The organism is Roseibium aggregatum (assembly GCF_014692675.1).
GTDB classification, from domain to species: Bacteria; Pseudomonadota; Alphaproteobacteria; order Rhizobiales; family Stappiaceae; genus Roseibium; species Roseibium aggregatum_C.
Genome location: NZ_JABFCZ010000119.1, coordinates 1 through 390 on the forward strand (window position 1 = coordinate 1; position 390 = coordinate 390).

The following is a 390-nucleotide window of genomic DNA, read 5'->3' on the forward strand; positions in this document are numbered from 1 at the left end:
AAGTCGTAGCGGTACCCCATCGGTGCGGGCTGCATCCACAGCGCGGGGTTGGGCAGCGCACCGCGCCGAGCTTCCAGAACACGCCCCACCTTGGTGGACACGACATAGTCGTCCGGGTTCTTGTCCCGCAGGAAGTGCCCCAGCCGGTATTCGCTGAGCCCGTAACCGTAGAAAGGCGAAGTATCGAAATGCCGCACGCCCGCATCCCACGCGGCCTGCAATACCGCCTGGGCCTGCGCATCGCTGATGGCGGCAAAGATGTTTCCCATCTGTGTTCCGCCCATGCCGAATCGGAACGCCGGCCGGTAACGTGCGCCCGACGGGGGATTGCGGGGCAATGCCCGATCGCTGAGCACGCCGCGCGTGGGCAGGATGCTGCCGCGCTCCCTG

The 390-nt window shown here is 66.4% G+C and carries 1 protein-coding gene; it reads right to left on the reverse strand.

Going from position 1 to position 390, the window contains the following annotated elements; all coding sequences use genetic code 11:
- Positions 1 to 390, reverse strand: a 390-nt coding sequence (locus tag HK439_RS26570; RefSeq protein WP_419247607.1) for an aldo/keto reductase, incomplete at both ends; no start/stop codon positions are given.